The following is a 23424-nucleotide window of genomic DNA, read 5'->3' as shown; positions in this document are numbered from 1 at the left end:
CCCCTACCCGAGGGCCCTGAGCAGCAGCAGGGCGATGTCGTCGAGCCGTTCCTCGCCGTCCGTGTGGAGCGGCTGGTGACGGACGAGATCGTCGGCCAGCTCGTCCAGCGGCTGTTCCCCCGCGTCGGCCAGGCGGCCGCCCAGGGCCGCGAGGGCCTCCTCGAAGTCCGTGCCGGGGGCCTCCACCAGCCCGTCGGTGTAGAGGACGAGCAGGGAGCCGGGGGGCAGGGCGACCTCCGTCGTCGGGTACACCGCCGAGGCGTCGATGCCCAGCAGCGGACCGCCGGCCAGGTCGAGGACGCGCACCCGCCCGTCCGGGCGTCTCAGCAGCGGCGGCGGATGGCCCGCCCGGGACATCACGGCCCGGCCGTGCGCCGGGTCGAGCCGCAGGTACAGGCAGCTCGCGAAGAGGTCGGAGCCCAGGTCGAGCAGCAGCCGGTTGGTGCTGCGCATGACCTCCTCGGGTGCCTGCCCCACGGCCGTGTACGCGCGCACCGCCGTGCGGACCTGCCCCATCAGCCCGGCCGCCGTGACGTTGTGGCCCTGCACGTCCCCGATCACCGCCGCCGCCATGCCCTGGGTGCGCACCAGGTCGTAGAAGTCCCCGCCGATGTCCATGCCCTGCGTGGCCGGCACATACCGGCCGGTGGCCTCGATGCCGGGCAGCGACGGCAGCGAGTGCGGCAGCAGCGCCTCCTGGAGTCCGTGCGCGAGCCGGTGCTTGGCGTCGTAGAGCAGCGCCCGCTCCAGCGCCTGGGCGATCAGCCCGGCCAGGCTGGTCATCACCGCCCGCTCCTCCGTCGGGAACGGGTGCGGCTCGGCGTAGGAGAGCACGCACGTGCCCACCGGGCGCCCCTGGGCGATCAGCGGCAGATAGGCCCAGGCCGCGAACCCGTCGGGCGTCATCAGCCGCGCCGGGTACAGGCGCTCCAGCTGCTCCTGCGACTCGAAGAACGCGGGCACGCCGGTGCGCAGCACCTGTGTGCCGGGCGTCGGCTCGGTCAGGGGCATCCCGTCGAACCGCTCCACCACGTGCGGGTCCCGGTATCCGCGGTGCCCGAGCACGCGCAGCCGGTTCGCCCGGGAGCCGAGGACGACCAGGGCCTGGCTGCCGACGGCCGGGGCGATCTCGTCCGCGACCAGCTGCACCACGTCCTGCACCCCCACCGCCTCGGTGAGCGCGCTGGCCAGGTCCAGCACCTGCGACATGGTGACCAGCCGGTACGGCTTCCCGTCGGGCGGCGGTACGCCCCGGTTCATCTCCGAGACGGCCCGCGACCTGGTGATGCGGACGCTCAGGCCCGTCGTGCTCGGATACAGCCGGAACGACAGCCACTCGCCGGGCGGGCGCAGCGCCACGAACGAGGTGGAGTGCTGGCTCATCAGCGCGGCCCGGTAGCGGTCCTCGTAGACCGGGTCGTTGAGCCAGGGCACCGACGCCCACAGCTGGGTGCCGAGCAGCCGGCTGACCGGGACGTTCAGCAGCTCGGCCGCCGCCGCGTTGACGAAGCCGACCCGTCCGTGCAGATCGAGCGAGACCAGCCCGTAGGGCAGCCGGCTCACCATCCGGGCCGCCTCGACCGTGCCGAGCGTGCCGGCCATGCCGCCCACCAGGGGAGAGGCGACCAGATCGGTCTCGGTGTGCGGCGGGACGCTGTGCTCGGCGGCCCGCTCCAGCCGGACCGCCAGTCGGCCGCAGGCCGCCGTCAGATGCTCGCGCTCCCGGTCGGACAGCTCCGGCGGATGCCCGCCGGGCCAGGTCACGAAGACCGCGCCGTAGACCTTGGAGTCGGTGGCCACCGGCACCGCGGCCAGGGCGAAGGGATAGGGCAGCACCACGGCGATCCGCGGATAGCGGCGGGCCATCTCCTCCTCGCCGCCGACCCAGACCAGCCGCCGCTCGCGCGCCGCGTCGGCGACCGGGATCGGCGCGCTCAGCCCCACCCGCTCCCAGGGCGCCGCGAAGGCCCGGGGCAGCCCGGCCATCACCGCCATCTCCAGCACCGGCTGGTCCGGCGCCAGCAGGTAGACCGCGCCGGAGTGGGCGTGCACCTCGTCCATCATCGAGGCCAGCGCCAGGGACAGCAGCGGACGGCCGACCGGCGACCTGGCGGCTGCCGGCGCCTGCGCGGACGACTGCCCGTCGGACACGCCGACCACCTCCTCGCACGGCCGCGCGACCGGGCCCAGGAACAAATCTCCCCCCTGGCGGCCCGTCGCGCACGACGAGCGGCCCGGGGACGGGCCGTGGTCACCGTCGGTCACGAGCCCACGGGTCCCCAGAAAGCCGCCCGCGTACCCCGGCCGCCGCGACCCATGCCCCCGAAGTCGAAGCGCGGCTGGGCGTACAGGCGCCGCGTGTGCGCCCCCACGCACCCTGATGGCCGGTTCTTCGCGCCCACGCAGGGTCACGATCGCGAACAATGGGGCACGCGCTCCACAGGACGAGGGGGCGTGGCGAGCCGAGGGGGTGGCAGTTGATCCGGGTGCTTCTGGTGCACGACGCGTGTCTGGTGCGATCGGTGCTGGCTGAGTGGCTGCGGGGGGAGTCCGATCTGGCGGTGCACGACACCTCGTGGCGCGGTGCGCCGGGCATGGTGCGGTCCGTGCGGCCGGATGTGTGCGCGGCGGACCTGGAGTGCGCGGACTCCTACGGCATTCCGCCGCTGGGCGAGCTGTGCCGGCCGGGGCCGGACCGGACGCGCCCGCGGCTGCTCGTGCTCGCCACCGCGAACCGGCCGGGGCTGCTGAGACGGGCGGTCGAGGCGGGGGCGCTCGGCTACGTCGACAAGGAGGGCTCGCCGCACAACCTGCTGCGCGGAATCCGGCGGGTCGCCGAGGGGGAACGTTTCGTCAACGACTCGCTGGGCTTCGGTTTCCTCAAGGCGGCGGAGATGCCGCTGACCCGAAGAGAGCTGAGCGTGTTATCCCTCGCGGCCGAGGGAGCCTCCGTCGCGGAGATCGCCGGGAGCCTGCACCTGTCCCACGGGACCGTGCGCAACTACATGGCGGCCATCACCCGCAAGACCGGGGCCCGCAACCGCATCGACGCGATCCGCATCTCCCAGGGTCAGGGCTGGCTCTGACCGCCGCCGGGCCGGCCCGGGCGTCCAGCTGCCGACGAGGTCCCGGTACAGCGCCGAGGACCGCATCAGCTCCTCGTGGCCGCCGTACGCCGTGTTCCGGCCGTCCATGACGAGCACCCGGCCGGCGCGGCGGGCCGAGCTGATGCGGTGGGCGACGACCACCAGGGTCCCGCCCGGCCGCGCGGCGAAGGCCCGCTCCGCCCGCTCCTCCGTCTCGGCGTCCAGATGGCAGGTCGCCTCGTCGAGCAGGGCGAGCGGGGCGTACGACAGATAGGCCCGGGTCAGGGCGACGAGCTGCCGTTCGCCGGCCGAGAGGGCCGCCGGGTCGACCCGGGCGCCGAGACCACCGAGCCGGTCGGCCAGCGGGGCGAGGCCCACCGCCTCGGCGGCGGCGAGCAGTTCCTCCTCGGGCACCGGGTCCGGCCGCAGATACGCGAGGTTCTCGGCCAGGGTGCCGGTGAAGACGTACGCCTCCTGGGGGATGAGCACGCGCGCGGCGGCGGCCTCCGGCCCGGGCACGGGGTGTCCGCCCACCGTGATCGTGCCCCGGTCCGGCGTGAGGAGCCCGGCGGCGAGGGCGGTGAGCGTGGACTTCCCGGCGCCGCTGGGCCCGACGACGGCCAGGTGGGAGCCGGGCGGGAGGGTGAGGTCGAGGTGGTCGACGACCGGGGTGCTCGCCGGGCCGTAGGCGAAGGTGACGGCGGAGAGGGCGAGGGCCGGGGGCGGCTCCGCGGTGGGTTCCGGTCGTGCGGGCACGGCGTTCCCGGTGGGCGCCTCCGGCTCCGCCGGGGCCAACCTGCGCAGCACCACCGTCAGGCGGGAGCCGCTGGCGCCCAGGCCGTGGACCAGGTTGCGCAGGGCCGGCAGCAGGGACTGGGTGACGTAGGCGAGGGCGCCGACCAGGGCGCCCGTGGTGACGCCCTGGGCCAGCAGCCACGGGGCGGCGGCGAGCAGCAGCACGATCGGCAGCTGACCGCCGAGCGCCAGGGACGCCACGCGCAGCACGCCCCAGTGGGCCAGGGCGCGTGCCGCCCGCAGCTCCGCCTCGACCCGTTCACCGGTGGCGGCGGACAGGTGCGCCTCGGCGCCGGTCGCCGTGATGTCCCGCAGGCCCGGGCAGACCGTGCCCAGATGGCCGGCCAGGGCCTCGTCGGCGACCAGGAACGCCTCCTGCCGCCGGGCGAGCGGCCGCAGGGTCGCCGCGAACAGCGCCACCCCGGCGGCCAGGGGCGGCCCGACGACCAGCAGGAGCGGCGGGGCGAGGGCGAACAGGCCGGCCAGGGCGCCGGCGGCCGTGAACACGAAGGAGCGGGAGACCATGACCAGTCCGGCGAAGGTGTCCCGGGCGATCTCCACCTGCTGGGTGAGCCCCGACAAGGACCCCGCGTCACCGGTGCGCACCCCCCGGGAGACCACCCGCTCCACGAGCCGGTCCCGGAGCGGTTCGACCAGCTCGGCGACGGCGGTGTAGACCCGCGCGGTCCCGTACGCGCCGAGCAGGACACCGAGCCCGGTCACCGCGAGCCAGGCGAGACCGGTATCCGGCCGCCCCAGCAGGAACCCCGCGTCCAGGGCGCGGGCGGGCCCGTACCCGATGAGGAAGGTCTGCCCGGTCTCCAGCACCGACCAGGTGGCGAGGCGCAGCAGGACCCGCCGCCGGGCCAGCAGGAAGCGCAGGCCCCGCGCGGGCAGGGTCGTACGCCGTGCGCCGGTCATGTTTCCGCTCCGCTCACGGCTCCGGCGGGCTCCCCGAACACCGCCCGGTACTCCGCGAGCCGCCACAGCTCCTCGTGCCGCCCCACCGCCCGCACCCGCCCCCCGTCCAGCCAGGCCACCGCGTCGGCGCACGCGGCCGTCGCACTGCGGTGGGCCACCAGGAGCCGGGTGGTGCCCGGGCCGTCGCCGAGGAGGGCGTCGGTGATGCGGCGCTCGGTCACCGTGTCGAGGCTGGACAGGGCGTCGTCGAGGATCAGCAGCCGGCCGCCGTGCGCGAACGCCCGGGCCAGGCCGAGGCGTTGGGACTCGCCGCCCGAGCGCGGGGCGTCGGCGACCGGCGTGGCGTATCCGCCCGGGAGGCGGCGGACGAAGTCGTCCGCGAGGGCCGCGCGGGCCGCCTTTCGGATGCGGCCGGGGGAGGAGGAGGGCAGGCCGAGGCCGATCGCCTGCTCCACCGTGCCGCCCAGGAGGGCCGGGCGGGCGAAGGCGTAGCCGACGGCGCGGCGCAGGTCGTCGTGCGGCAGCTCGCGCAGCGGCACCCCGTCGAGGAGCACCTCGCCCGCGTCCGGGTCGGCCAGCCGCCCGGCGAGCGCGGCCAGCAGGGACTTGCCCGCGCCGGAGCGACCGACCACGGCCAGGGTCGTGCCGCCCGGGACCACGAGGTCCACTCCGTCGAGCACGGCGCGTCCGCCGCGCCGGGCCGTCACCCCGCGCAGTTCCAGCCGCCCGGGGCCGTCCGGCAGCGGGCGTGCGCCGAACGCGGTGGCGGGCTCGGCCTCGACCTCGCCGAGGCGCCGGGCCGCCGCCCGGGCCCGGGCCAGGCCCGCGAGCCGGCCGACCAGGACGCCGACGCCCGTCGCGAGCACCGCGTACCGCGAGGCGGCGAGCACGTCACCCACCGACAGCCGGTCCCGGGTGAGCAGCACACCGGCCACCGCGACGACCCCGAGGTGCAGCAGCGGGGCCACGGCGACCGCCTGCGCGGCGGCCCGCCCCTGCACCCGCCACATGCGGTGCCCGGCGCGGGACAGTTCCGGCAGCGGCCCGAGGACGCGGGCCGTCTCCCTGTCCTGCGTACCCGCCGCCCGCACGGTACGGACGCCCTCGACGGCCTCCGCCAGCGCGGCCGCGATCCGGCCCTGCGCCCGCTGGTAGCGCCCCGCGCTCTCCGTGGTGTCCCGGGCCACGGCGCGGAGCAGGAACGTGAGGACGGGGGCTCCGGCGAGGAAGACGGCCGCGAGCCACCAGTCGATCAGGCCGAGCGCGACCACACCCCCGACGGGTCCGGCGAGCGCGGCCAGGAGCGCCGCACGGGCCGCCGGAGTGGTCCCGGCCTCGGCGGCGTTGCCGACCAGCCGCGCGACGAGGTCACCGGAGCCGAAGCAGTCGGCGGCCCGCGGGCCGACACCCAGGACGTGCCCGGTCAGCCGGCGGCGCAGCCACGCGGTGCTGCGGGCGTCGACGGTGCCGGTCAGCACGGTCTGGGCCGCGTCCAGCAGGGCGAGCAGCAGCACGAGGGCGGCGCAGGACAGCACCCAGCGGGTCGCCGGGGCCTGCGCCAGCAGCAGATCCAGGGCTCGGCCCAGCGCCGTCGGCAGCAGCAGCCCGGCACCCGTCGCCGCCATGCTCACCAGGCACAGGGCCGCGCAGCGCGGCCCGCTGTACCGGGTGGCCGTACGCAGCAGCGCGCGGGCGTGTCCGGCCGCCGCGTCGTCGTCGGCACGCGTGCTCATACGGGCCTTCCGTGGGACGGGAGGACCCCGGGCGGCCCCTCCCCGAAGGGAGAGAGCCGCCCGGAGCCGTGGTGCGGACCTCCGGTCAGAGGCAGAGCAGGACGCTCGCGGCGCTGATGCAGGAGAGCAGGCTCACGGTGCTGGCGCCGGCGCCGTCCGTCCGCTCCTCGGACTCGATGGTCTGCAGGTCGAGAAGTGCCATGATCTGTCCTTCCGTTGGGTGTCCGTCCGTGGTCATCCGTGGGGACGGGGTGGTGTCACGACTCCGCGGGATCGCGGAACCGCGTCATGTGGGCCGCCGCTGTAGCGGCGGGAGGAACGGCAGGTGGGCGCCGGTCGCCGGGGCGAGGGCCGCGCCGAGCGCCAGCAGGCACCCCGCCGTTCCGGTGGCGAGGTCCATGGACAGCCGCATCATCTGGTGCCCGGGGAAGGCCAGTTGGCCCTGGTACGCCATCGCGAACCAGCCCAGCCCGGAGATCTGCCCGGCCAGCCGGTCCGCGGTCGCGCCCGGCGTGGTCGTGCGGCTGAGGTGCAGGATCATGCCGGCGCGGCCCTGGAACAGCCCGGGCTGCGCGTAGAAGCGCGCGGTGGCCGCGGTGAGCACGCCGGCGCGGGCGGTGTCGAACTCCCCGGCGAGAGCGGGGGAGTGGGCCACGAGGTCGTCGAGGACCATGCCCAGTCCGGCGCTGCCGTCGCCGAGGTAGGGCAGGGTCCGCCAGCCCTCGTCGACCTCCAGCGCCCCGCCCTCGCGGGTCACGCAGGACCCGAGGTCCTGGCGCAGGGCCACGGCCGCCGCCTCCAGCCACGCGTCCTGGCCGGTCCACTCGTACTGCCGCAGCAGGAACAGCGCCGGTCCCGTCGCGCCCCGCAGCAGTCCGGCGCGCCGCCGGGGCGCGGCCGGGGGCGGCTCGGCGAGCCGGTGCACGAGGATCCGCGCGGCGTCGTCGGCCCGCTCGCGCAGCTCGCTCTCGCCGGTGGCGCGGGCCAGGTGCCCCAGGACGAGGCCCAGTCCGGCCAGTCCGCCGTGCAGGTCGGAGGAGAGGTTCTGCCAGCGCTCCGCGAGGATGCCCTCGACCAGGTCCAGCGCCCGCTGCCGGTGACCGAGCCGGTCCAGGACCAGCGCGACGCCCGCGAGCCCGTCGTACAGGCCGAGCGGCGTGCCGACCGGGGCCGGTGCCGTGCGGTCCAGCAGCCAGCGCTCGCCCTCCTCGTACCGCTCGGCGCCCGCCGCGTCCAGCGCGTACAGCACCCCCGCGGCGCCGTGGGCGAGCCCGAGCCCGCCGCCGTCCGAGAACTGGGCGACATCGCCGGGGAAGAGCCGGTCGACGCGCTCCGGGGTGGCCGAGGCGAGGATCGCCTTGACCATCGAGTCGCGGCTGTACGGCCAGTCGCCCGGGTCGACCGGCGCGGAGGCGGCGGCCGGGGCACGGCCGGACACCTCCCGCGTGATCTCCGCGACCGCCTCGTCGAGGAACTCCCGCGGCACGTCCGGGAACTGCTCCGCGATCACCTCGGCCAGATGCGCCGCCTTGCCGCGGTCGACCACGAACAGCGTGGTCACGGGCAGGAACAGGGCCAGCCTCAGACAGGCCAGGGCATAGCGGTCGACGTCGGCGCCGCGGCGGTCGGGCGGGGCGAAGAAGCCGGGGTGGGCGACCACTTGGCGGCCGTCCTCCCCGGCCCGGGCCGCGGCCTCGAAGTCGAGGAGGAAGACCGACTCCTCGTCCGGGGCGACCATGATGTTGAAGACGTGCAGGTCGTTGAAGACGATGCCGCGCGCGTGCACCGCCGCCACGGCCTCCGCCACGCGCCGGTGGATCCGCAGCGCCCAGGCCGTGTACGAGGCGACCGCCTCCGGGTCCGGATCCCGCGCGAGCAGCGGATGCCGCTCCGCGAAGAACGAGTTGAGCGGACGGCCTTCCAAGAAGTCCATCACCAGGAAGCGGTGGCCGCCGAGTTCGAACCAGTCGCGCACCTCCGGGACCACGCCCGTGCCCGCGAGCCGCTCCAGCGCCCGCTTCTCCCGCTCCAGCCGGGCGATCGCGTCGGCGCCGTCCGAGGCCAGCCCCGCGTGCGGCCGGCCCTCCTTGAGGACGACCTTGCGCCCGTCACGGGTGTCGGTGCCGGCGTACACCCCGCCGCCGTTGGAGAAGTGCAGCGCCTTCTCGATGCGGTACGGCAGCTCGCCGACCGTCGTGGTGTTCCGGGCGTCGAGATGCGGCTGGAGGAACGGCGGCAGCGTCACCCACTCGGGCACCTGGAAGGACGGCGCCCGCCGGTCCGGCACCAGCCGTCCCTGGCCGTCGCGCACCGCCGGCACCAGCGAGCCACGGTCGTCCACGACGAAGGAGCGCGCGAAGGCGCCGTAGCGGACGTACAACGGCCCCTCGCCCCAGCGCAGGTCGGTGAGGATGTACGGCCCCTCGAACCCCTCCAGCAGCGCGCCCAGCTCGCGCAGCACCTGGTGCAGTTGCTCCTCGCCGTCCGGGTAGACGGTGACGAACTTGCCGCTGCCGTCGCGGGGCGCGTACTTGGTGTTGCGCAGGTGCAGCAGGTGCGGGCCCGGCACGAACTTGAAGGGGACGCGCCGCTCGACGCAGTAGTCCCAGACGATCCCGGCGACCTCCTCCGCGTTCGCCCGGGTCGCCGAGGCGTGGATCTTCCAGCCCTGCGCCGGGCCCCGCACCGGCTTCCCGTCCGGGCCGAGCGGCGTCATCGTCAGCCAGTCGCCGATCCGTGCCGCCTCCCAGCCCTCGGGCACCGGCCGGCGGGCCGTCTCGTAGAGGTGAGCGGCCTGCTGCCCGTCCCGCGCCAGCCGGTCCGGCGTCTCGTAGAAGTGCCGGTCGGCGAGCGCGTACACCTCGTACCGCTTGTCCATGCGTCCCCCTCCGTGACGGGCACCGAGCCTTCCAGCCACCCGCCGGGGCCGGACAGTCACGGCTGTCACGACGTCGCCGTGCGGAACGCATGCGTCAAGACTTGTTCGGTGTGTTTCGAGCGCATCTGTGCGCGCGGGCCCACAGAACGCTCACAGGGGCTGCGCAGGTGTCTCATAAGCGCTGTAATGGCCAACGTGGTCAGTCGGGGCGCCCAGGAGCGCGGAACGCGAACGCTGCGTGCCGAGGGTGCCCTCAAAGCGATCGCGGTCGATCAGGAGTCGCCCGAACGGGTGCGCCGCGTGCTCGAACAGGCCCTCGTCTTCGCCGGGGCGGCCCTCGCCGCCGTGTACGCGCCCAGCCAGGACGGCGAACTGCTGTGCCTGATGGAGTCGGCCGGGGTGCCGAGGACGCTGTACGGACTGCGCGACAGCTATCCCCGTGCCGGGCGCTCCCCGGTCGCCGAGGCCCACCGCGACGGGCGGACGGTGTCACTGAGCCCGGCGGAACTCGCCGAGCACGCCCAGGCGCGGCGCGTCCCCTCCGGGGACTTCTTCCTCACCGCCCTGCCCGTGCACGGCGACGGCGGCGGCTGCCTGCTCGCCGTGAGCGAGCGCCCCGGGGGATTCGACACGGACGACCGCAAGTGCCTGGAACTCATCTCCGAGGCGGTCGCCTTCCCCGCCCCGGCCGCCCCCGCCGAGGGCGGTGAACTGCCGCCGGGCGCGTTCAGCCTCGCCATGGACACCGGCCGCGTCCGCGTCGGGGACGACCTGCTGGACCTGTTCGGCCTCGACCCCGTGGAGTTCGACGGCCGCGTCGAGACCCTGCTGAGCCTGACCGTGCCGGAGGACCTGCCCTCGCTGATGTCCGTGGTGGAGGCCGACCACATGTCCATCGGCGACCGCGAGCTGGAGTTCCGGGTGCTCCAGCCCACCGGGCCGCCGAAGTGGCTCCGGCTGCGCGGGCGCCTGCTGCCCGGCGGCGAGGGCCGTCCGGCACGGCTCGTGGGCACCGTCGCCGACGCCTCCACACTGCGCTCCGACGTCACCGACGTGGCCCGCGTCCAGCGCCTGGCCGCCGCGCTGGCCACCGCCGTCACCGTCCGCGACGTCGGCAAGGCCGTGGTCGCCGCCCTGCGCCGGCCGCTGCGGGCCGACCGGATCGCGCTCGCCGAGCTGGAGAGCGACCGGCTCGTCGTCACCGTCCTCGACCCGCCCGAACCCGAGGCCTGGCCCGAGCTGTGGCGCACGGAGTGGCGTGGCGAGTGGCCCGACGCGCCCGTGCGCGCCATGCCCACCCTCGCCGCCGCCCTGCGCGAGGGCCGCGCCCGGATCTGGCCCGCCGGCACGCCCCTGGAACCCGCCCTGGGCGAGGTCGGCCCCGGCGGCCTCGCCGTACTGCCGCTGCCCGCCGGGAACCGGATGGCCGGGTGCTGCCTGATCGGCTGGGACACCCCGCACGACTTCGGCTCCGACGAACGCGCCCTGCTCACCGCCTGCGCGGGCCTCGCCGGGCAGGCCCTGGTGCGGGCCCGCGCCTTCGACGCCGAGCACGAACTCGTCGGCATGCTCCAGCGCCAGCTGCTGCCGCGCCGCCTGCCCCGGCTGCCGGGCGCGGTGGCCGTCGCCCGCTACCTGCCCAGCACGGCCGGGCTGGAGCTCGGCGGCGACTGGTACGACGTGATCCCGCTGCCCGACCACCACGTCGCCCTCGTCATCGGCGACGTCCAGGGCCACAGCGCGGGGGCCGCCACCCTCATGGGGCAGATGCGCACCGCCCTGCGCGCCTACGCCGTCGAGGGGCACCCGCCGGACGTGGTCGTCGCGCACGCCAACCGGCTGCTCATGGACATGGAGAGCGACCTCTTCGCCACCTGCTGCTACGTCGACGTCGACCTGGAGGAGGGCTCCGCCTGGTGCGTGCGCGCCGGGCACCCGCCGCCGGTGCTGCGCTACCCCGACGGCGGCACGGAGATCGCCGAGGCCGAGGGCGGCCCGCCCCTCGGTGTGATCACGCAGGCCGACTTCCCCATGAGCCCGCTGCGGCTCCCGCCCGGCACCGTGATCGCCCTGGCCACGGACGGGCTCGTCGAGTCACCGGACGCCGACATCGACGAGGGCATGGACCGCCTCGCCGCCCGGCTGGCCGCCGCCACCCCCGCCGACCTGGGGCTGGTCGCCGACGCCCTCCTCGGCAACGCCCGGCGCAGCGACGACGTCGCCCTGCTCCTCCTGCGCTACGACGGCCTGACCCTCCGGCCGCTGCGGGAGAGCTGGACGGTGTGGCGCGTGCCGCAGGCGGTCGGGCACGCCCGCCGCTTCGCCCGGCGCACCCTGCGCGCCTGGGGCGTCACCGAGGACCTCGACACCGTCCTCCTCGTCGTCTCCGAACTCGTCACCAACGCCCTCGTCCACACCGACGGCCGGGTCCGCATGGACCTCACCCTCGTCAACAACCGCCTGCGCGTCGCCATCGCCGACGCCTCACCGCGCAGCCCGGTCCGCCCGACCAGCATCGGCTGGGAGGCCACGGGCGGCCGCGGCATCCTCCTCGTCGAGGCCCTCTCCGCGGCCTGGGGCACCCTGCCGGTCAGCGGCGGCAAGCAAGTGTGGGCGGAACTGACGCTGGGCCGCTGAGCGGCGTGACGGGGCTGGTCCGGTGTGTGGCCAGCTGTCGGCCCGTGCCGCCCGCCCGGCGGCGCCCCGGCGCCCCGGGATCAGCCCAGCCGCTTCAGCAGTTCCTCCGCGAGCGGTGCGGACGACGCCGGGTTCTGGCCGGTGACCAGGTTGCGGTCGGTGACCACGTTCGGGGCCCACGGCTCGCCGGCCCGCACGGTCACACCGGCCTCGGTGAGGCGGTCCTGGAGCAGCCACTTCGCACGGTCGGCGAGGCCGCCCTGGATCTCCTCGGCGTTGGTGAAGGCCGCGACCTCGTAGCCGGCGAAGACGTTGGCGCCGTCGGCCCCGACGGCGGCCAGCAGCGCGGCGGGCCCGTGGCAGACGACACCGAGCGGCCTGCCCGACTCCAGGGCCCGGGCGAGCAGCCGGCCCGAGTCGGCCTTCACGGCGAGGTCCTCCATCGGGCCGTGGCCGCCGGGGTAGAAGACGGCCGCGTAGTCGTCCAGCCGGACGTCCTCGAGACGGACGGGATGCCGCAGCTCGGTGAAGGACTCCAGCGCCTTCGCGATCCGGTCGGCGTTCTCCCGGCCCCCGTTCACCTCGGGAGCCAGGGAGGCCCGGTCGACGGTGGGCACGACACCGCCGGGCGTGGCCACGACGACCTCGTGGCCGGCGGCCCGGAACGCCTCGTACGGGGCGACGGCCTCCTCGGCCCAGAAGCCGGTGGGGTGCGCGGTGCCGTCGGCCAGGGTCCAGGTGTCGGCGCCGGTGACGACGAAGAGGATCTTCGACATGGTGGGTGCATCTCCGTGGGGGCGGGCCGCGGCCGGACAGCGCGGCGATGACTGGGACGCTCCCGACCGTAGGCCCTCGGACCGCCGGTTTTCCAATGGCGGATCCCATGGCAGCCATAGGGTTCTTCATGGCGGAGCTCGGTAGGGTCGGGTCGTGTGAGGCCCATCGACCCTCTCGGCGCCGGCGGCCCGCCCGCGCAGCCCGACCTGAACCTCCTGCGCACCTTCCTGGCCGTCTACCGGTCCGGCTCCTTCACGGCCGCCGCACAGCTCCTGGGCCTGTCCCAGCCCACCGTCACCGTTCAGATCCGCTCACTGGAACGGCAGACCCGCCGGCAGCTCTTCGAACGGCTGCCGCGCGGCGTCGCCCCGACCGCGGTGGCCGACGACCTCGCGGCCCGCGTCGCGGCACCCCTCGACGCGCTCGCCGAGGCCACCGGGCACGGCGAGCGGGAGGCGGCACGCGCCGACCCGGTCCACCTGGCCGGGCCCGCCGAGCTGCTGTCCACCCGGGCCCTGCCCGCCCTGGCCCCGCTCGTCACCGAGGGCGTACGGCTGCGCGTCGCCATGGGGCTGACCGAGCCCCTGCTCGACGAACTGCGCGCCGGCCGCCACGACCTGGTCATCTCCACCACCCGGCCGCGCGGCCGCACCCTGTCCGCGGTGCCGCTGACGGACGAGGAGTTCGTCCTGGTCGCCGCCCCCGCCTGGGCCGACCGCGTCGCCGAGCGCCTGGCCGCCGACGGGCCCGCCGCGCTGCACGACGTACCGCTGATCACGTACGCCGAGGACCTGCCCATCGTGCGCCGCTACTGGCGGCATGTCTTCGGCCGTCGCCTGAACTGCCGCGCCGCCGTCTCCGTGCCGGACCTGCGGGCCGTGCTGGCGCTGGTCACGGCCGGTGCCGGCTTCAGCGTCCTGCCGCGCTACCTGTGCGCCGCCGACCTGGCGTCCGGCGCCCTGGTCCCTCTCCACGCTCCCGAGGACGCGCCGATCAACACCGGCTTCCTCGTCCAGCGGCCCGGCACCTCGGACAACCCGCACGTCACCCTCGTCCGCGATCGTCTGCTGGAGGCCGCCCGCACCTGGTGACCCCGCGGATCGACCGGGTACCCGGGGCGCGCAGGACGGAGAAACCAGCAAGAGCCGAGGAAAGAGGAACGTCATGGCTCAGCATGTCCGCGACATCATGACCGGCGACCCGGTCACCGTCGAGCCACAGACCTCCGTCGCCGAGGTGGCGCGCATCATGCGCGACGAGGATCTCGGAGTCGTCCTGGTGACGGACGGCGACGATCTGCGCGGCGTGGTCACCGACCGCGACCTGGTGGTCCGGTCGATCAGCCAGGGCGGCGACCCGGAGCAGACCACCGTGGCCGGCGCGTGCAGCGACGACCTGGTCACCGTCGGCCCCGACGAGGACCTGGACCACGCGGTGCAGCTGATGCGCGAGCACTCCGTGCGCCGTATCCCGGTCGTCGACCACGGGCACCCCGTGGGCATCGTCTCCCTGGGCGACATGGCCATGGAGCGCGACCCGGAGTCGGCGCTGGGCGACATCAGCGCCGCGCGCCCCAACACCTGACGGCGGCGGCCCACCGGACGGTCCCGCGCACGCTCCCGTGCGCGGGACCGTCGTACGTCGCGCGAACAGCCGTGCCGGGGGCGCGAGTTCGGCGTCGCGGCACAGGCGTCCCGGCCCGGGTTTGTTCGGTTTGTCCCTGGGGACTCGAACGGCAGCGGATGCAGAAGGAAGATGATGAGCCGTGACGTCCATGGAGACCACTGAGAAGCCCCCCGCCCGTCGGCCCGAGACCGGCTGGTCGAAGGCACGCCGCCTGCGCGGAAAGACCGCACTGTGGACCTGCCTCCCCGCCGTCGAGGACCGGGCCGCCCCCGCGACAGCGCGTTCCGGGCCCGAGTGGAACATCGTCAGGGGCGAGGACTGACCGCTTCCCAGGAGGCCGCGCGGTGACGTTCCGGGTAACGCCGCGCGTCGACAACCCGACGAAGTGATGTTCACATCCGCCGGATCGCGACTAAGGTGAGCTGAATGAAGGCTCTCGTGCTGTCCGGCGGTGCAGGAACACGGCTGAGGCCGATCACACACACGTCGGCCAAGCAACTGGTGCCAGTGGCCAACAAGGCTGTGCTCTTCTACGGGTTGGAGTCGATCGCCGAGGCCGGCATCACCGACGTGGGGATGATCGTCGGTGAGACGGCCGCGGAGATCGAGGAAGCGGTGGGCGACGGGTCGACGTTCGGCCTCAAGGTCACCTACATCCCCCAGGAGCGGCCCCTGGGGCTGGCCCACGCGGTACTGATCGCCCGTGACTACCTCGGCGACGACGACTTCGTGATGTACCTCGGCGACAACTTCATCGTCGGCGGTATCACCGGCCTCGTCGACGAGTTCCGCAGACACCGGCCCGACGCCCAGATACTGCTCACGCGCGTGGCCGACCCACGCGCTTTCGGTGTCGCCGAACTCGACCCGTCCGGCCAGGTGATCGGCCTGGAGGAGAAGCCCGACCAGCCGAAGAGCGACCTCGCGCTGGTCGGCGTCTACATGTTCACGCCCCTGATCCACGACGCGGTCCGCGCCATCGAGCCGTCCTGGCGCGGCGAACTCGAGATCACCCACGCCATCCAGCACCTGATCGACTCCCGCGCCGACGTGCGCTCCACGGTCATCAAGGGCTACTGGAAGGACACCGGCAACGTCGGCGACATGCTCGAGGTGAACCGCACGGTCCTCGAAGTCATGGAGCGCCGCATCGACGGCGACGTCGACGACGCCTCGGAGACCATCGGGCGGGTGGTCGTGGAAGAGGGCGCGCGGATCGTCAACTCCCGCATCGTCGGGCCCGTCGTCATCGGCTCGGCCACCCTCGTGAGCAACTCCTACATCGGTCCCTTCACCTCCGTCGCGGAGAACTGCCGCATCACCGACAGCGAACTGGAGTTCTCCATCGTGCTGCGGGACTCCTCGATCCTGGGCGTCGGCCGGATCGAGGCCTCGCTGATAGGCCGGCACGTCGAGGTGACGCCGGCCCCCAGCGTCCCCAGTGCCCACCGCCTCGTCCTCGGAGACCACAGCAAGGTGCAGATCACTTCATGAATCTCCTCGTCACCGGCGCCGCCGGGTTCATCGGCTCCCGCTACGTCCGCGCAACCCTCGCCCCGGACACGCCCGACGCGCCGCGCATCACCGTGCTGGACAAGCTCACCTACGCCGGCACCCTCGACAACCTCGAACTGACCCACCCGCGGCTGGAGTTCGTCCAGGGCGACATCTGCGACGCCGAGCTGGTCGACAAGCTCATGGCCGACGCGGACCAGGTCGTGCACTTCGCCGCCGAGTCCCATGTGGACCGCTCGATCACCGGCGCCGCCGACTTCGTCCGCACCAACGTGCTGGGCACCCAGACCCTGCTGGACGCCGCCCTGCGGCACGGCGTGGGCCCCTTCGTGCACGTCTCCACCGACGAGGTCTACGGCTCCATCGAGTCCGGCTCCTGGCCGGAGGACCACCCGCTCCAGCCCAACTCCCCGTACTCCGCCTCCAAGGCCTCCTCCGACCTGCTCGCCCTCGCCTACCACCGCACCCACGGCCTGGACGTGCGCGTCACCCGCTGCTCCAACAACTACGGCCCGCACCAGTTCCCCGAGAAGGTCATCCCGCTGTTCGTCACCAACCTCCTCGACGGCCACAAGGTGCCGCTGTACGGCGAGGGCCGCAACGTCCGCGACTGGCTGCACGTCGACGACCACTGCCAGGGCGTCGACCTGGTCCGCACCAAGGGCCGGCCCGGCGAGGTCTACAACATCGGCGGCGGAACCGAGCTGACCAACAAGGAACTCACCGGCCTGCTCCTGGATGCCTGCGGCGCGGGCTGGGACCGGGTGGAGTACGTCGAGGACCGCAAGGGCCACGACCTGCGCTACTCCGTCGACTGGAGCAAGGCCCGCGACGAACTCGGCTACCGGCCCCGCCACGACTTCACCACCGGCCTCGCCGAGACGGTCGCCTGGTACCGCGACAACCGCGCCTGGTGGGAGCCCCTGAAGCGGCGCGTCGCCCAGGAGCGCGCATGAGGTGGCTGGTCACCGGAGCGGGCGGGATGCTCGGCCATGACGTCGTCGACGAGCTCACCCGGCGCGGCGCGACCGTCGTGGGCCTCGACCGGGCCGCCCTGGACATCACCCGCCCCGAAGCCGTCGACGCGGCCGTGCGGGAGCACCGCCCCGACCTCGTCGTGAACTGCGCCGCGTACACGGCCGTCGACGACGCCGAGACCGACGAGGCCCGCGCCCTGGCGATCAACGGCGACGGCCCGCGCCTGCTCGCGAGGGCCTGCGCCGCACACGGCGCCCGCCTGGTCCACGTCTCCACGGACTACGTCTTCTCCGGCGAGGCCCGCACCTCCCCCTACCCGGAGGACCACCCGACGGGCCCGCGCACCGCCTACGGCCGCACCAAGCTGGCCGGGGAGCGGGCCGTGCTCGAAGAGCTGCCCGGGGCGAGCGCGGTCGTGCGCACGGCTTGGCTCTACGGGGTCCACGGCGCTAACTTCGTGCGGACCATGATCGGTCTGGAAGCCCGCCGCGACACCGTCGACGTCGTCGACGACCAACGCGGGCAGCCGACCTGGAGCGCGGACGTCGCCGAGCGGATCGCCGACCTCGGACCCCGGCTCGGCCCCGACGCGCACGGCGTCTTCCACGCCACCAGCTCGGGTGAGGCGACCTGGTACGAGCTGGCCCGTGAGGTGTTCTCCCTCATCGGCGCCGACCCGGACCGGGTACGCCCCACCAGCAGCGCGGCCTTCCCCCGGCCCGCGCCCCGCCCGGCGTACAGCGCCCTCGCACACCGCCGGTGGCAGGAGATCGGCCTGCCGCTGCCGCGCGAGTGGCGTTCCGCCCTGCACGAAGCACTGCCCCGCATCCGCAAGGAAGGTCTCCCTCGTGAAACGCCATGAGTTCCTCCGGGAACTGCACAAGGTCAGCGCCAATCGCAACTACCTGGAGATCGGCGTCAACGACGGGCGCAGCCTGACGCTGTCCCGCGTCCCCAGCATCGCGATCGACCCCGCCTTCAAGGTGGTCTCGGAGCTGAAGTGCGACGTCCACCTGGTGAAGGCCACCAGCGACGACTTCTTCGCCCGGGACAACCCGCTGCAGCACCTCAAGGGCGGGCGTCACCCCCTGCGCAACCTGCGCCGCGGCCGCAGCCCGATCGGCTACTGGCGCCGCACCACGCTCGACCTGTCCTTCATCGACGGCATGCACCTGTTCGAGTTCGCGCTGCGCGACTTCATGAACGTCGAGAAGTACTCGGACTGGTCCAGCGTGATCGTCCTCGACGACATGCTGCCGCGCAGCGTCGACGAGGCGGCCCGGGACCGGCACACCAACGCCTGGACCGGTGACGTCTACAAGATCACCGAGGTGCTGGCGCGTTACCGCCCCGACCTGGTCACGGTCCTGGTGGACACCGCCCCCACCGGCCAGCTGGTCGTCTTCGGCGCCGACCCGGACAACCGGGTCCTGCACGACAAGTACGACGAGATCATGGCCGAGTACAAGGTGCCCGACCCGCAGAAGGTCCCCGAGGCGATCCTGGAACGGGCCGGAGCGGTACGTCCCGAGGACCTCCTCGGAGCCCGCTTCTGGCGCCCCCTCACCCAGGCCCGCAACCGCGGCCTGCCCCGCTCCGTGGGCTGGGAGCCCCTGCGCCGGGCCGTGGAACAGGTCGGGGTCAGCCGCTGAACACGGGCGCCGGCCGCCATCCAGCGGCCGGCGCCTCGTCGACGTTCTCGCCGTGCCACGGCACGGGCTTGGTGGTGGGGGAGAGGTCAGCCGGTTCCCCGGCCGCCCCGCAGCTCCTCGTAATACGCCCGGCAGGCCTCGTACGACGGCAGCAGGCCCTGCCGCTCCGCCTCGGCCAGGGTCGGCGCCTGCTCGTCCTTCGGGGACAGGAGCGGGGCGATGCCCTCCGGCCAGAAGATGCCCAGGGCCGGGTCGAGCGGGTGGATGCCGTGCTCGCGTTCCGGGGCGTAGCCCGCCGAGCAGAGGTACACCACCGTGGCGTCGTCCGTGAGGGCCATGAAGGCGTGCCCCAGGCCCTCGGCGATGAACACCGCGTGCCGGGTGTCCTCGTCGAGGCGTACGGCCTCCCACCGCCCGTAGGTGGGGGAGCCCACCCGGATGTCGATCACCACGTCCAGGACGGCGCCGCGCACGCAGGTGACGTACTTGGCCTGGCTGGGCGGCACATCCGCGAAGTGCACACCGCGCAGCACGCCCCGCCGGGAGACCGAGCAGTTGGCCTGGGCCAGGGACAGGTCGTAGCCCGTGGCCTCGCGGAATTCCTCGCCCCGGTACCACTCGTGGAAGCTGCCCCGGTCGTCCGGGAAGATCTTGGGCTCCAGAACCCAGGCGCCCTCTATCCCCAGTGGTCGCATGCTGTCACTGCCCTCCGGTCCTGATACGGGAAATCACTTTCCGGCGCGCCGCGCCGAGCACGCGCCGAGCCCGTTTGGCCAGTTTCAGCGCGACACCGGGCCCCGGCACCGGCACGACCTGCACCGTGCCGCCCGTGACGCGCAGGGCGAACGGCAGGCCGGTGAAGCGGGGTTGATCGGCACCCGGGGTCGGGCACAGGGCCACCCGCCAGACGCCGCGTGAGACGTCCCGGGCGGGCAGGTCCGCCACGAGCACCGCGCCCCGTCCGTCCGGCGCGGGGACGAGCGTGCCGAGCGCGTCGAGGATCCGCTCGGCGGAGACGAACCGCAGCCGCACCTCGCTGTCACCCGGGACGTGCAGCGGAAGCCGGGCACGGAAACCGTCCCCGGCGACGGTGACGTCCGCCGGCCGCACCCGGCCCAGCCCGAGCCGCTTGCCCCGCGCGCCGAGCTCCAGGGAGAGGTTGCCGTGCGGCTCGGTCCAGTACGGCAGGACGGGCCGGTCGTCGACGACTGCGACGTCCGGCGTGGGCCGGCTCGCGCGAGGCGCCGGACCGAGCTGGCACTCCTTGGTCCAGCCGCCCAGCTTGACCCGGACGACCGCGTCCCAGACGCCGTCACCCGGCAGGCCGGCGGGATCGACGGTGGCGGTCGCCCGCAGCACCAGCCGGACCTTCTCGCCGTCCCCGACGGGCACGGTCTCCCGGCTGAACTCCACCGGCTGGAAGTACTGCGCGGCGCTGGAGCGCTCCCGCAGCAGCAGATCGGCCGTCGCCTGCGGGAACCGTGCGGCGGTCTCCGAGGCCACCCACGCCACCGCCTCGGACACGTCCTTCGGCGCGTCGTCCAGCGGCGTCGCCCCGGCGTCGGCGGGGAAGGTCATCGGCTCGCCGCCGGACAGGTACTCGGCCGTGAAGGCGATCCGGAGGGAACCCTCCCGCCACTCCACGTCCGCGGGGGTCGCCCGGGGCGCGACACCGGCCTCCCACTCGGCGAAGGAGACCACGTCGTCGTACCGGTCGGCCGCGGTCAGCGCGGCGACGACCTGCTGCGTCGGCTGGAGCCCGGCCGCCACACCGGGACCGAACCGCTCGACGACGACCTCGTGGATCTCCGCGAACAGCTCCCTGCGGTAGTCGTCCGGCAGCTTCAGCAGGCGCCGGGCCCGCAGCCGCTCGACCATCTCCACGCGCAGCCAGCGCCGGAAGAGCTTGTCGCGCACCGGTCCGGGCTCGGTGTACCGCTCGACGACGTCGAGGGCCTCGCGGAGGTTCTTGAAGTAGCCGACGGGATCGAAGCGTTCGAAACCGGCGTTGGAGCCGTCGTCCCGCCGCAGGTGGTAGTAGCAGACGTAGTCGCTGAGCACGGAGACGTTCTCCGCGCGCAGATACGCCTCGGCGATGAAGACGTGGTCCTCCAGGCGCCGCCTGCCCTCGGGGAAGCGCAGGCCGATGCGGTCCAGGAAGGCACGGCGGAACATCTTGTGCGGGGTGAGGCTGTCGATCAGCGGGGCGTTCTCGACGGTGGCGCGCGGGTGGTTGCGGCGGAACAGCTCCACCGGCACCCCGCGGCCCTTGCCGGCCATCTTGCCCACGATGACGTCGGCGCCGTTGGCCACGCCGTAGTCGTACATCCGCTCCAGGGCCTCGTCGCCCAGGTAGTCGTCGTTGTCGACGAACATGACGAACTCGCCCCGGGAGGCCTCGATGCCGACGTTGCGGGGCTTGCCCGACCAGCCGGAGTTCTCCTGGTGGATGACCTTCACCCGGGGATCCTCGGCGGCGAGCCGGTCGAGCCGGGCCGGGGTCTCGTCGGTCGAGCCGTCGTCGACGAAGATCACCTCGTACTCGTCGGGAGGCAGCGACTGCCTCTGGAGCGAGGAGATGCAGTCCTCGATGTAGATCCCCGGGTTGTAGACGGGGACGATGACGCTGACCTTGACCGGCATCGGGTTTCCGGGCCCCTTCGGGTCGCTTGCCGTAGACGTCCTGTTGTACTGCGCGTTGCCCGATGCTAACCCGGTCGGGTGGGCGGTCTCACGTGCGGACCCCCGCCGAGACCGTGCCGTGATCATCTCGGCGGAGGGCAACTGGGCTGTGCCGTCGGCCTGTTCGCGGCCGGGGATGCGCGTCAGCCGGGGACGTCCACGCCGTGGCCCCAGGCGGGGGGGGCAACCTGAATGCCGGTTCATCCGTATAAGTGGATATTGCGCCGCCACCCTCTAGGGTGAGGAACGTGCGCCTGCTCCTGATGTCCGACACCCACCTGCCCAAGCGGGCCAGGGAACTGCCCGCCCCCCTGCTGGCCGAACTCCCGCACGCCGACGTCGTGTTCCACGCCGGGGACTGGGTCGACACGGCCACCCTCGACCTGCTGGAGGCCCGCAGCCGCAGGCTCGTCGGCGTCTACGGCAACAACGACGGGCCGGACCTGCGCGCCCGGCTGCCGGAGGTGGCGTACGCGGAACTGGGCGGGCTGCGCTTCGGCGTGATCCACGAGACGGGTCCCAAGCAGGGCCGGGAGCAGCGCTGCGCGGCCCGCTTCCCCGATCTCGACGTGCTGGTCTTCGGCCACAGCCACATCCCCTGGGACACCACCGCACCCACCGGCCTGCGCCTGCTCAACCCGGGCTCCCCGACGGACCGCCGCCGCCAGCCGCACTGCACGTACATGACCGCCACCGTCGCCGACGGCCGGCTCACCGACGTGGAACTGCACCGGCTGCCGCCCCGCACACCGCGCTGACGGCCGTGGAGAGGCCCGTGACATGACCGGCTCATGGGGCAGGACGAGGGGTACCTCCCGGACGCGGCACGCCCGTCTCGTCCTGGTCCACGTGGCCGAGCGCGCTCCAGGCGTCCGGCCTCCACGGCGGTCGGGCGCCGGTCGAGCTCCTCGTCGGTCTCGCCACCTCACCGATGATCTCGGCGTGGGGCCGCAAGCCCTTCGGCGACGCCTGAGTCAGCGGGGCGGGCGCGGATGCACCGCCCCCTCCGTCGCCGTGAGCGGCGCGCCGGTGCCGCCCCAGCGCAGGGCCACGATCTCGGCGGCTACGGACACCGCCACCTCCTCGGGCGTCCGGGCCCCGAGGTCGAGGCCGACCGGTGAGCGCAGCCGCGACAGCTCGTGCTCCGTCAGCCCGGCCTCGGCCAGCCGCGCCGCCCGGTCGGCGTGGGTACGGCGGCTGCCCATCGCCCCGATGTACGCGGCCGGCCGGCGCAGCGCCTCGGTCAGCAGTGGCACGTCGAACTTCGGGTCGTGCGTGAGGACGCAGATCACCGTGCGCTCGTCGGTGTCCGTGTCGCGCAGATAGCGGTCCGGCCACTCGGCGACCACCTCGACGCCCTCGGGGAAGCGCCGGGGCGTGGCGAAGACCGGGCGGGCGTCGCAGACCGTGACCCGGTAGCCGAGGAAGTCCCCGATGCGGGCCACGGCCGCCGCGTAGTCGATCGCGCCGAAGACCAGCATCCGCGGCGGCGGCGCGAAGGACTGGAGGAACACGCTGACGGAGTCCTCGCGGCGCTGCCCCTCGGGCCCGTAGTGCCGCAGGCCGGTGGCGCCCAGGGCGAGTTCGCCGCGCGCGTCGGCGGTGACGGCGGCGTCCAGGCCCCGCGCGCCGAGCGTGCCCGAGACCCGGTCCGGCCAGACGGCCAGCACCGCCCCGCGCCGCGCCGGGCCGTCGGTGACCGTGGCCACGGTCACCGGCTCTCCCGCCGCGACCGACTCCGCGACCGCGCCGAACGCGGGATCCCGCTCGGGCGTGACGGGGCGGACGAGCACCGTGATCTCACCACCGCAGGTCAGGCCGACCGCGAAGGCGTCCTCGTCGCTGTAGCCGAAGGTCGCCCGCCGGGCCTCGCCGCTCGCCACGACCTCCTTCGCCAGTTCGAACACCGCGCCCTCGACACAGCCTCCGGACACACTGCCCACGACCTCGTCGTCCGGGCCCACCGCCATCGCCGCACCCGGGTCGCGCGGTGCGCTGCGGCTCACCTCGACGACCGTCGCGAGGCCGAACGGGAGCCCGGCCGCGTACCAGCGCCCGAGCACCGGGAGAACGTCACGCACGAGCCGCTCCTCTCCTTGGCGCACCCCCGCCGGGTACCCCGGCGCGGTTAATTCCGTTGTGGC

Annotated in this window: 18 protein-coding genes and 1 pseudogene; 10 read left to right on the top strand and 9 right to left on the bottom strand. The window is 74.2% G+C overall.

Annotated elements, in window-relative coordinates; genetic code table 11:
• Positions 1-3: 3 nt before the first annotated feature.
• Complete coding sequence (locus tag IE255_RS28355) at positions 4-2151, bottom strand: SpoIIE family protein phosphatase (protein ID WP_229906625.1); 2148 nt, start codon at positions 2149-2151, stop codon at positions 4-6.
• A 272-nt stretch (positions 2152-2423) separates the two neighbouring features.
• Here IE255_RS28355 and IE255_RS28350 point away from each other — a divergent pair.
• A pseudogene (locus IE255_RS28350) lies at positions 2424-3002 on the top strand (LuxR C-terminal-related transcriptional regulator); the annotation flags it as partial.
• On the opposite strand, the gene IE255_RS40210 reads toward IE255_RS28350, so the two are convergent.
• The 4 genes from IE255_RS40210 to lanKC all read right to left on the bottom strand — a co-directional run bounded on the left by IE255_RS40210 (position 2925) and on the right by lanKC (position 9413).
• Complete coding sequence (locus IE255_RS40210) at positions 2925-4802, bottom strand: ATP-binding cassette domain-containing protein (protein ID WP_308280888.1); 1878 nt, start codon at positions 4800-4802, stop codon at positions 2925-2927. The pseudogene IE255_RS28350 and the gene IE255_RS40210 overlap by 78 nt on opposite strands.
• Entirely contained in the window at positions 4799-6535 is a 1737-nt protein-coding gene (locus IE255_RS28340; RefSeq protein ID WP_190053209.1) for an ABC transporter ATP-binding protein, read from the bottom strand. The genes IE255_RS40210 and IE255_RS28340 overlap by 4 nt, the downstream gene beginning before the upstream one ends.
• An 85-nt stretch (positions 6536-6620) precedes the next feature.
• On the bottom strand, positions 6621-6737 hold the full coding sequence (locus IE255_RS28335) for a SapB/AmfS family lanthipeptide (RefSeq protein WP_190053208.1): 117 nt from the start codon (positions 6735-6737) through the stop codon (positions 6621-6623).
• A gap of 84 nt (positions 6738-6821) precedes the next feature.
• Positions 6822-9413: a class III lanthionine synthetase LanKC gene (gene lanKC, locus IE255_RS28330; RefSeq protein ID WP_190053207.1), complete on the bottom strand. Its 2592-nt coding sequence runs from the start codon at positions 9411-9413 to the stop codon at positions 6822-6824.
• Positions 9414-9599: 186 nt separating this feature from the next.
• Between lanKC and IE255_RS28325 the strand changes: the two genes are divergently transcribed.
• Positions 9600-12050 carry a SpoIIE family protein phosphatase gene (locus tag IE255_RS28325; RefSeq protein WP_190053206.1) on the top strand — a complete coding sequence of 817 codons (2451 nt, stop codon included), beginning with the start codon at positions 9600-9602 and terminating at the stop codon, positions 12048-12050.
• An 80-nt stretch (positions 12051-12130) separates the two neighbouring features.
• Here IE255_RS28325 and IE255_RS28320 read toward each other — a convergent pair whose 3' ends face one another.
• Positions 12131-12826 (bottom strand): type 1 glutamine amidotransferase domain-containing protein, encoded by a 696-nt coding sequence (locus tag IE255_RS28320; RefSeq protein ID WP_190053205.1) that lies wholly within the window; start codon positions 12824-12826, stop codon positions 12131-12133.
• Positions 12827-12991: 165 nt separating this feature from the next.
• Between IE255_RS28320 and IE255_RS28315 the strand changes: the two genes are divergently transcribed.
• The 7 genes from IE255_RS28315 to IE255_RS28285 all read left to right on the top strand — a co-directional run bounded on the left by IE255_RS28315 (position 12992) and on the right by IE255_RS28285 (position 18598).
• Positions 12992-13918, top strand: a complete 927-nt coding sequence (locus tag IE255_RS28315) for a LysR family transcriptional regulator (RefSeq protein ID WP_190053284.1) — start codon at positions 12992-12994, stop codon at positions 13916-13918.
• Positions 13919-13991: 73 nt separating this feature from the next.
• The gene (locus IE255_RS28310) at positions 13992-14411 is read left to right on the top strand and encodes a CBS domain-containing protein (protein WP_190053204.1); all 420 of its coding nucleotides are present in this window, start codon (positions 13992-13994) and stop codon (positions 14409-14411) included.
• Between the two features lie 190 nt (positions 14412-14601).
• Positions 14602-14775: a hypothetical protein gene (locus tag IE255_RS28305; protein ID WP_190053203.1), complete on the top strand. Its 174-nt coding sequence runs from the start codon at positions 14602-14604 to the stop codon at positions 14773-14775.
• 104 nt (positions 14776-14879) lie between these two features.
• A complete protein-coding gene (locus tag IE255_RS28300; protein WP_190053202.1) occupies positions 14880-15947 on the top strand; it encodes a glucose-1-phosphate thymidylyltransferase in 1068 nt (355 codons plus the stop codon).
• A complete protein-coding gene (gene rfbB, locus IE255_RS28295) occupies positions 15944-16924 on the top strand; it encodes a dTDP-glucose 4,6-dehydratase (RefSeq protein WP_190053201.1) in 981 nt (326 codons plus the stop codon). The genes IE255_RS28300 and rfbB overlap by 4 nt, the downstream gene beginning before the upstream one ends.
• Entirely contained in the window at positions 16921-17808 is an 888-nt protein-coding gene (gene rfbD, locus IE255_RS28290) for a dTDP-4-dehydrorhamnose reductase (RefSeq protein ID WP_190053200.1), read from the top strand. The genes rfbB and rfbD overlap by 4 nt, the downstream gene beginning before the upstream one ends.
• Entirely contained in the window at positions 17795-18598 is an 804-nt protein-coding gene (locus tag IE255_RS28285; RefSeq protein ID WP_190053199.1) for a class I SAM-dependent methyltransferase, read from the top strand. Before rfbD ends, IE255_RS28285 begins: the two co-directional genes overlap by 14 nt.
• 86 nt (positions 18599-18684) lie before the next feature.
• Here the strand turns inward: IE255_RS28285 and rfbC are convergent, their stop codons facing one another.
• Positions 18685-19293: a dTDP-4-dehydrorhamnose 3,5-epimerase gene (gene rfbC, locus IE255_RS28280; protein ID WP_190053198.1), complete on the bottom strand. Its 609-nt coding sequence runs from the start codon at positions 19291-19293 to the stop codon at positions 18685-18687.
• Between the two features lie 4 nt (positions 19294-19297).
• Positions 19298-21241 (bottom strand): glycosyltransferase family 2 protein, encoded by a 1944-nt coding sequence (locus IE255_RS28275; RefSeq protein ID WP_190053197.1) that lies wholly within the window; start codon positions 21239-21241, stop codon positions 19298-19300.
• Positions 21242-21528: 287 nt separating this feature from the next.
• Here IE255_RS28275 and IE255_RS28270 point away from each other — a divergent pair, with 287 nt between their 5' ends.
• Complete coding sequence (locus IE255_RS28270; protein ID WP_190053196.1) at positions 21529-22038, top strand: metallophosphoesterase family protein; 510 nt, start codon at positions 21529-21531, stop codon at positions 22036-22038.
• Between the two features lie 216 nt (positions 22039-22254).
• Here IE255_RS28270 and IE255_RS28265 read toward each other — a convergent pair whose 3' ends face one another.
• Positions 22255-23361, bottom strand: coding sequence for an XdhC family protein (locus tag IE255_RS28265; protein WP_190053195.1), 1107 nt, complete (start codon positions 23359-23361; stop codon positions 22255-22257).
• Positions 23362-23424: the final 63 nt, after the last annotated feature.

It is taken from the genome of Streptomyces lomondensis (genome assembly GCF_014651035.1).
Classification (GTDB): domain Bacteria; phylum Actinomycetota; class Actinomycetes; order Streptomycetales; family Streptomycetaceae; genus Streptomyces; species Streptomyces lomondensis.
The sequence above is the reverse complement of the archived record's forward strand: the minus strand, read 5'-3'. Positions and strand labels throughout refer to the sequence as shown.

What these genes read in the sequence shown, in the direction of transcription:
- IE255_RS40210 (WP_308280888.1), bottom strand. Translation starts at nt 4,802, where the DNA reads ATGACCGGCGCACGGCGTACGACCCTGCCCGCGCGGGGCCTGCGCTTC.
- IE255_RS28340 (WP_190053209.1), bottom strand. Translation starts at nt 6,535, where the DNA reads ATGAGCACGCGTGCCGACGACGACGCGGCGGCCGGACACGCCCGCGCG.
- IE255_RS28335 (WP_190053208.1), bottom strand. Translation starts at nt 6,737, where the DNA reads ATGGCACTTCTCGACCTGCAGACCATCGAGTCCGAGGAGCGGACGGAC.
- lanKC (WP_190053207.1), bottom strand. Translation starts at nt 9,413, where the DNA reads ATGGACAAGCGGTACGAGGTGTACGCGCTCGCCGACCGGCACTTCTAC.
- IE255_RS28325 (WP_190053206.1), top strand. Translation starts at nt 9,600, where the DNA reads ATGGCCAACGTGGTCAGTCGGGGCGCCCAGGAGCGCGGAACGCGAACG.
- IE255_RS28320 (WP_190053205.1), bottom strand. Translation starts at nt 12,826, where the DNA reads ATGTCGAAGATCCTCTTCGTCGTCACCGGCGCCGACACCTGGACCCTG.
- IE255_RS28310 (WP_190053204.1), top strand. Translation starts at nt 13,992, where the DNA reads ATGGCTCAGCATGTCCGCGACATCATGACCGGCGACCCGGTCACCGTC.
- IE255_RS28305 (WP_190053203.1), top strand. Translation starts at nt 14,602, where the DNA reads ATGGAGACCACTGAGAAGCCCCCCGCCCGTCGGCCCGAGACCGGCTGG.
- IE255_RS28300 (WP_190053202.1), top strand. Translation starts at nt 14,880, where the DNA reads ATGAAGGCTCTCGTGCTGTCCGGCGGTGCAGGAACACGGCTGAGGCCG.
- rfbB (WP_190053201.1), top strand. Translation starts at nt 15,944, where the DNA reads ATGAATCTCCTCGTCACCGGCGCCGCCGGGTTCATCGGCTCCCGCTAC.
- rfbD (WP_190053200.1), top strand. Translation starts at nt 16,921, where the DNA reads ATGAGGTGGCTGGTCACCGGAGCGGGCGGGATGCTCGGCCATGACGTC.
- rfbC (WP_190053198.1), bottom strand. Translation starts at nt 19,293, where the DNA reads ATGCGACCACTGGGGATAGAGGGCGCCTGGGTTCTGGAGCCCAAGATC.
- IE255_RS28275 (WP_190053197.1), bottom strand. Translation starts at nt 21,241, where the DNA reads ATGCCGGTCAAGGTCAGCGTCATCGTCCCCGTCTACAACCCGGGGATC.